The organism is Okeania sp. SIO2F4 (assembly GCF_010672385.1).
Classification (GTDB): Bacteria; Cyanobacteriota; Cyanobacteriia; order Cyanobacteriales; family Microcoleaceae; genus Trichodesmium.
This window is the reverse complement of record NZ_JAAHGT010000073.1, coordinates 1-7140: the sequence shown is the minus strand read 5'-3', so window position 1 is coordinate 7140 and position 7140 is coordinate 1. Positions and strand designations below refer to the sequence as shown.

Here is a 7140-nt window from a genome sequence, read left to right as displayed (position 1 = left end):
GTTGATATTTTATTTTTACTCTCAACAGCAACATCAGAATCAGAAGTTTGATGCAGTTCTGGTAATTTTCTATTCATCAAATACAATATTAGGTTAGTACAATTAGTTTTGTGATTATTTCCAGAGATAAGAAATATAGAAACTCGCAAATTTTACATATTTAGGGCAAGGGGAAATATTCAATTAGGTAAATATAGTCATTCTCGGCACAGTTGTGTAGAAAATATATGTTGATATTTTATTTTTACTCTCAACAGCAACATCAGAATCAGAAGTTTGATGCAGTTCTGGTAATTTTTTATTCATCAAATACAATATTAGGTTAGTACAATTAGTTTTGTGATTATTTCCAGAGATAAGAAATATATAAACTCGCAAATTTTACATATTTAGGGCAAGGGGAAATATTCAATTAGGTAAATATAGTCATTCTCGGTACAGTTGTGTAGAAAATATATGTTGATATTTTATCTTGACTCTCAACAGCAACATCAGAATCAGAAGTTTGATGCAGTTCTGGTAATTTTTTATTCATCAAATACAATATTAGGTTAGTACAATTAGTTTTGTGATTATTTCCAGAGATAAGAAATATATAAACTCGCAGATTTTACATATTTAGGGCAAGGGGAAATATTCAATTAGATAAATATAGTCATTCTCGGCACAGTTGTGTAGAAAAAATATATACATAATTAGGCAACAGCAATAATAGTTTCAGACTTTTTGTCTATTTTGAAATTTTTTACACATCGGAGATCCAATGCTATACCATAATAGCCAAATAGGTGATCACAAATTAATTAATCGGTAAAATGACATAAAATTACTATTAATTATCACTCATACTTCTCCGAATATCATATTAATGAGGTAGACTATTTTGTTATCTTATCTGTTCCCTATTCTATGTTCCCTAAAATACAAAAATTGTATATCTTGCGCATTTGAGAAATACTATATCAGACAATTAAAATAAAATTACCATATTGCTTTTATTCCGAATATCATATTAATGAGGTAGACTATTTTATTATCTTATCTGTTCCCTATTCTATGTTCCCTAAAATACAAAAATTGTATATCTTGCGCATTTGAGAAATACTATATCAGACAATTAAAATAAAATTACCATATTGCTTTTATTATGAATTGAGAATAATTCTTGACTGGTAATCTGATGATTAAAAGTGATCGAGATCAAATAAAGAGTATGGATGAAAGATTACAAAAAATATTATCTCAGTGGGGAATAGCCTCTCGGCGTCAAGCTGAACAAATGATTATAGCTGGACGAGTAAAGGTTAATGGTAAAGTTGTCCAATTAGGTGAAAAGGCTAAACCAGACTTGGACAAAATTGAAGTAGATGGTTTGCCCATCAGACCAGAAAATCGCCCTGAGCCCATATATTTATTGCTCAATAAACCTATAGGAGTAATTTCAACTTGTTCAGAACCTAGCAGACGTAGTAAAGTTTTGGATATCCTGAGTACAGAACTGCGAAATGGAAAAGGTATTCATCCTGTAGGACGTTTAGATGCAGACTCTACAGGAGCATTACTCCTCACAAATGATGGTCGGGTAACTTATAGTTTAACCCATCCCAAACATTGTCTTCCCAAAACCTATCAAGTCTGGGTAGAAGGTCATCCCCAGGAATCAACCTTAAAATTGTGGCGTCAAGGTATTATCTTATCTGGTAAAAAAACTTTACCAGCTCAGGTTAAAGTCCTAAGAGAACATAATAACTCTCAAACTCTTTTAGAAGTGGTTATCTCTGAAGGGAGAAATCGCCAGATTCGCAGAGTTGCAGAAAAATTGGGACATTCTGTACTAAAACTACACCGTACTGCAATTGGCCAAATTAAGTTGCAGCTACCTGGAGAGTCAGTTTTACCTATTGGCCATTATCGACCTTTGCAGGATTTTGAAATCGACTTTTTGGATGCCCAAATTATCAAATCTAAATTCAGCTAAAAACTCTCTTTTATGACAAACAAGTACTCTTTTTCAGAGTTTGAACTGAGTGGATCAAACAATTAAACATCCAAATAATATTTCCAAATTGTTTCATACTTTGTGCTGGGTCAATCTTGCTGCCTTAATCAAAATATATTTTGTTTGCAGAACTTTTTTTAATCATATTAAATTCCTATGCAAAATTAATTACACATCCTATTTTCCTGTTCCCAGATCCGGTGTTCCCTGTTTCCTTTCTTAACTAGGAAATTTATTTTACACGACTACTTATATAGCAATCCGTGCATAGGTTGCGGGTAATCAAAAAGTAAATAAAAAAACTGAAACTCTTACCAGTTAAGAGTTAAGAGTTAAGAGTTAAGTGTTCCCTAAAAAGCACTAAGATTTTTGACACGAATATGCGGAGGATTGCTATCAATATATTTAGGAGTAATAAAAGTTAATTTTTTTTCTGAAACTAAGCACCCAAAACTAATCATATTATTGCTGAAATTAAGTTAGAGAAAATTAATCAAATAATGCTACCCATAATAGGAGTGATTAAAATACTTTACCAAAAAATTAGGTTCAAAGCCTCCCCTTTTAAGGGGATGAAAAAGATATTTAAGTCAGTATTTCAAACCTCCGACTAAAGTCGGAGGTTCACTGATAACTGATAACTGATAACTGATAACTGATAACTGAAATGACATGAGATTTATCTTTGATAAAAAATCTAGTCTATCGTTTGTAACGAAGAAGCTAAAATAGATGCCCATAGATAAAAAACAGATAATAAATTTCTCAAAATAAATGGTTATATGCTGTGTCTTATGAATTATGAGTCCTGAATCATAACTCTAGCGTAATTTGTAGCCTACTTTTTTCCAATAATAGGATAAATTTAAAAACAAGAAAAACTATAGTTTATATAAAATCAGTTAAAGCAATGGTCAATTTGACAGCAATAAAAAACCTGAAAAAAAGTTTCTCTTTTGTACCCTTAAAACAACGTTTTAATCAAAGGAAAGAATTATCTTTTGAAGAAGAACAAATTCAGGCATTAATAGAGATAGGGCATAAATTAAAAATGTTTAGAGATAAACATTCAATTTGTTTAGAAAGAGTGGCAGTAGTGACAATGATTAGAATTAATTTACTAGAAGCGATAGAAGAAGGTAATTTAGAACAACTACCAGAGCCAGTTTATATCCAAGGTATGATCAAGCGATATGCAGATGCTATGGGATTAGATGGAGAGAAACTAGCAAACTTATTTCCGACTGTAAAAACTCAGGAAATTACCAAAAAATCTTTTCCGAATGTATCAATGCTTCACCTACGACCATATCATCTTTACTTTCTATATATATTGCTTGTTATTTTATCAGTTCGTTTGTTACCTCATCTAATTACTGGATCTGATATATTAGCGAGAGAAAAGGGAATTACTAACTCTGAGAAACAACAATACCAAGCAGAAAATCAGAGAGATTTGTCAGCTCAAGCATCTCTGGTAAATACCAAAACTGAGCAAAAATATTCGGATAAAACTACAGCAGAAAAGCCAGAAAAACTTCAGGATAAACAACCTGTAGTGCTGAGTGTAATTGTCAAAGAGGAATCCTGGGTATCAATAGAGATAGATGGAAAAATAGCATTTGAAGGAACTTTAGCTCAAGGCACTCAGAAGACTTGGTCAGCCCAAAAACAACTAGTTTTCTTTGCAGGAAATGCTGGGGGAATACTGATACCTATTAATAACTTACAAAATATGCAACTGGGAAAACCAGGTGAAGTAAAAGAAGTTGTTTTTACTCCTACTAATACCAAAATTTCCCAGTCTAAATAAGACCTTGTCCTTCAGGGCGAAGTTGAAATAATGTTAAAAATTAAACAGTATTATTTATACTCATATTAATCCTGGTTTTCTGGAGTACGGCCATAAATGTCTGTCACCTCTTTAAGGCGATCGCTTACCTCTGAGGTTAACATCCCCGATCGGTAACGCCAGCTCCAATTACCTTCAGCAACACCAGGCTGATTCATTACAGTTTCTTCTCCCAATCCCAAAATATCTTGCAGAGGAAAAATTGCCATAGAAGCCACAGAAGCCATAGCCAAACGAATTAAATCCCAATGAATACCGTTACCCCAAGTACCGCCAAGAAAACTAGTAACTCGCTCCTGTTCTTCAGAAGAACGGTTATTAAACCAGCCCACAGTAGTATTATTATCGTGAGTACCAGTATAAACTACCCAATTGGCAGAATTATAGTTGTAGGGTAAATAAGGATTATCACTACCTGAATCAAAAGCAAAATGTAGAATTTTCATACCAGGAAATTCAAACTTATCCCGCAACTCTTCCACATCAGGAGTAATCAACCCTAAATCCTCAGCAATAATTGGTAGTGTACCTAACTTTTCATTAATAGTTTCAAACAAAGCCTCGCCGGGAGCTTCAATCCATTCACCATTTATCGCTGTAGTTTCGCCTTGCGGAACTGCCCAATAAGCACTTAAACCTCGAAAGTGGTCAATCCTAATCCAATCAACTTTATTGAGCATAGATTGAATACGTTGCACCCACCACAGAAAATTGTCCCGTTCCAATCTATCCCACTGATAAACTGGGTTACCCCATAGTTGACCAGTCTGACTAAAATAATCTGGGGGAACACCTGCCATCAAAGAAGCTTCACCTGTTTCTGCATCTAGACAGAATATTTCAGGATGTGCCCAAACATCAGCACTATCATGGGCAACATATATAGGCACGTCGCCAAAGATTTTGATTCCTTTTTCATTCGCATAATTTTTTAGCTCATCCCATTGCTGGAAGAATTCAAACTGAACAAATTTATGGTATTGAATTTCATCAGCTAGACGTTTCTGCCATTCTGCTAATACTGCTGGTTGACGACTGGCAATGTCTTCATCCCAAGTATGCCAACTAGCTCCTTCGTTAGCCTCCTTTAAAGCCATAAAAGAAGCATAATCATCTAACCAAAAAGCTTTACTGGTGCATAATTCCTCGAATGTTTTTTGTTCTTCTTCGGAAGCATTTTTTTGAAAGTTTTGGTAGGCAGTTTTCAGCAGAGAACCCTTGATTTGGGCCACTAAATCAAAATCTACCCGATCGCTGGGAAATTCTGGTAGGTTAGATAGATCCTCCTCAGCAAGCAGTCCTTTATTTTTCAACTTATCTGGACTAATTAGCAGAGGGTTTCCTGCCATTGCCGAATAAGCTAAATAGGGAGAATTCCCAAAACCTGTTGGTCCTAATGGTAGAATTTGCCAAATTTGCTGTCCACTGTCTTTCAAAAAATTGACAAAATTGTATGCTTCCTGGCCCAAGTCACCAATTCCAAAGCGACTGGGAAAAGAAGTTGGATGAAGTAGAATACCGCTAGCTCTTGAAAGTAGCATAATTAAACCTAGAAAATACTAATCAAAAAAAATTGCTGGCATTACCCGCCAGCCTATAATTAATTTTACGATGGAGAGAGTATTTTTTGATAGTTAAAATTTTGTTGATTTTTCTATCGTGTTTGTAATCTAATTAAAAATCCTTTAATTATTAATTGTCTGAGGGTACTTATATTCAAAAATATCTTCAAATCTTAGACGCATTTAGATTTTATATTTTCAGTTTTCTGTTCGTTGTTAAGGTCTTTCCTTCCCCAAAATATTTTAATATATATAGTTAGTTTCAATGCTAAATTTGAATCCTCTTTTATGTGGGGAAATATCTGCGTCTTCTTGTCTATTACCTGCTATATTTTTTAGATTTACTTATAAGTAAATCTCTAAAATCATCATTTCCTACTAGTGAATTTTTTGACTTTGACTAATTTGAGGCAGGTATATCTCGATCGACTAAATATTCTTTTCGAGAGTCAGAAGTAAGTAATTCTTTAATATCGAACAATAGTCGATCGCACATTTTATCTAAAGGTAAATCATTAGGATCGTAACCAAAAGGATTTTCTATCTCTAGTCCTATTGCTTCAATTCCCAATAGAGCAAAACTAATTATTCCTACAGCCGGAATAGTGGTCCAAGATAATGTAGCCACCAATTGAAAAGGTAAAGCAAAGCAATAAAAAAATAATAAATGTTTTAAGTGAATTGCATAAGCTGGGGGCATAGGTGTATTTAAAATTCTTTCACAAGCAGTTTCATCTTTTACCATAGAGTCTAGGATTTGATTATAGGTAGAAAGCTGAATACTATCTATATAATTAAGGTCGTATGCTTGGCGGAAATAATCTCCAATCCATTTAGCTATTCTCAGAGGAATATGATTAACTTCTTTGAGTTCTAAATATTGATTTTCGCTAATAATTGACTGTAGTTTTCCATCTACACTTTCATTTCTTAAGTGTAGCTTTGTACCGATTAAAAATCCTGCTAAAAGTAGCATTGCTGATTTTTTTCCTTCTGTATCTGCTGCAGTTTTTTCAGGAATATTTACCCATATTTGTCTTGATAAAGAGCGACATGAAATTATGATTCCACCAATAACTTTTCGGCCTTCCCAAAATCTGTCATAGGATGTATTAGTTCTAAAAACTAACAATAAACCCAATACGACACTCGGAATTAAACTACTTAAAGCTGATTGATGTATCCAAGTTAATCCACTTTGATACATTATAGTAATTATTAAAGCAAAAATCATCGTAATTACTACACGTCCCCAAACTTTAGGTATGACGGAGCCTTTTAACGTTAGCAGTGATGTGAGCCAGTTTTTTTTCTGAAAAATCATAGTTACTTTTTTAATGCAAGGGAGGAAGGAATAGAGAATAGGGTGCAGGATTAACCAGTATTTTTTCCTCACTTATATAGTTACTTCTATTGTCAAAATTAACATAGAAGTAATAGCCATGAAAATATTACCATAAACAACTGACGATAAGTAAATAAATTGTTACAAAATGAAAACTTTTTGTAATAAACTTTTGCCTTTGAGCTGACTCATAGGAGTTTAATTACTATGTAATATCATCAGGACTTACGCACAGATACCATATATAGCGTATGGCAAATAGAGGGATGTAGCTGCCGCACTTGCTCCGCCAACGCTTAAAAATCAAGCGCGATCGCCTCAAGACAAGAGTTTTTTTAATTCTGATTTATATTTCGATTTTTTTCCAAGAATTCAGTTGAAT

The 7140-nt window shown here is 33.5% G+C and carries 6 protein-coding genes; 2 read left to right on the top strand and 4 right to left on the bottom strand.

Features of this window, described 5'->3' with window-relative positions; all coding sequences use genetic code 11:
* Window positions 1–183: 183 nt before the first annotated feature.
* Both F6K22_RS07310 and F6K22_RS07305 read right to left on the bottom strand, forming a co-directional pair.
* Entirely contained in the window at window positions 184–306 is a 123-nt protein-coding gene (locus F6K22_RS07310) for a hypothetical protein (protein WP_293095234.1), read from the bottom strand.
* 106 nt (window positions 307–412) lie between these two features.
* Window positions 413–538: a hypothetical protein gene (locus F6K22_RS07305; RefSeq protein ID WP_293095231.1), complete on the bottom strand. Its 126-nt coding sequence runs from the start codon at window positions 536–538 to the stop codon at window positions 413–415.
* Between the two features lie 675 nt (window positions 539–1213).
* On the opposite strand from F6K22_RS07305, the gene F6K22_RS07300 reads away from it, so the two are divergent.
* A complete protein-coding gene (locus tag F6K22_RS07300) occupies window positions 1214–1978 on the top strand; it encodes a pseudouridine synthase (RefSeq protein ID WP_293095228.1) in 765 nt (254 codons plus the stop codon).
* A 931-nt stretch (window positions 1979–2909) separates the two neighbouring features.
* A complete protein-coding gene (locus F6K22_RS07295) occupies window positions 2910–3812 on the top strand; it encodes a helix-turn-helix domain-containing protein (RefSeq protein WP_293095225.1) in 903 nt (300 codons plus the stop codon).
* 65 nt (window positions 3813–3877) lie between these two features.
* Here the strand turns inward: F6K22_RS07295 and malQ are convergent, their stop codons facing one another.
* The gene (gene malQ, locus F6K22_RS07290; RefSeq protein WP_293095222.1) at window positions 3878–5392 is read right to left on the bottom strand and encodes a 4-alpha-glucanotransferase; all 1515 of its coding nucleotides are present in this window, start codon (window positions 5390–5392) and stop codon (window positions 3878–3880) included.
* Window positions 5393–5813: 421 nt separating this feature from the next.
* Window positions 5814–6737, bottom strand: a complete 924-nt coding sequence (locus F6K22_RS07285; RefSeq protein ID WP_293095219.1) for a bestrophin family protein — start codon at window positions 6735–6737, stop codon at window positions 5814–5816.
* Window positions 6738–7140 lie beyond the last annotated feature (403 nt).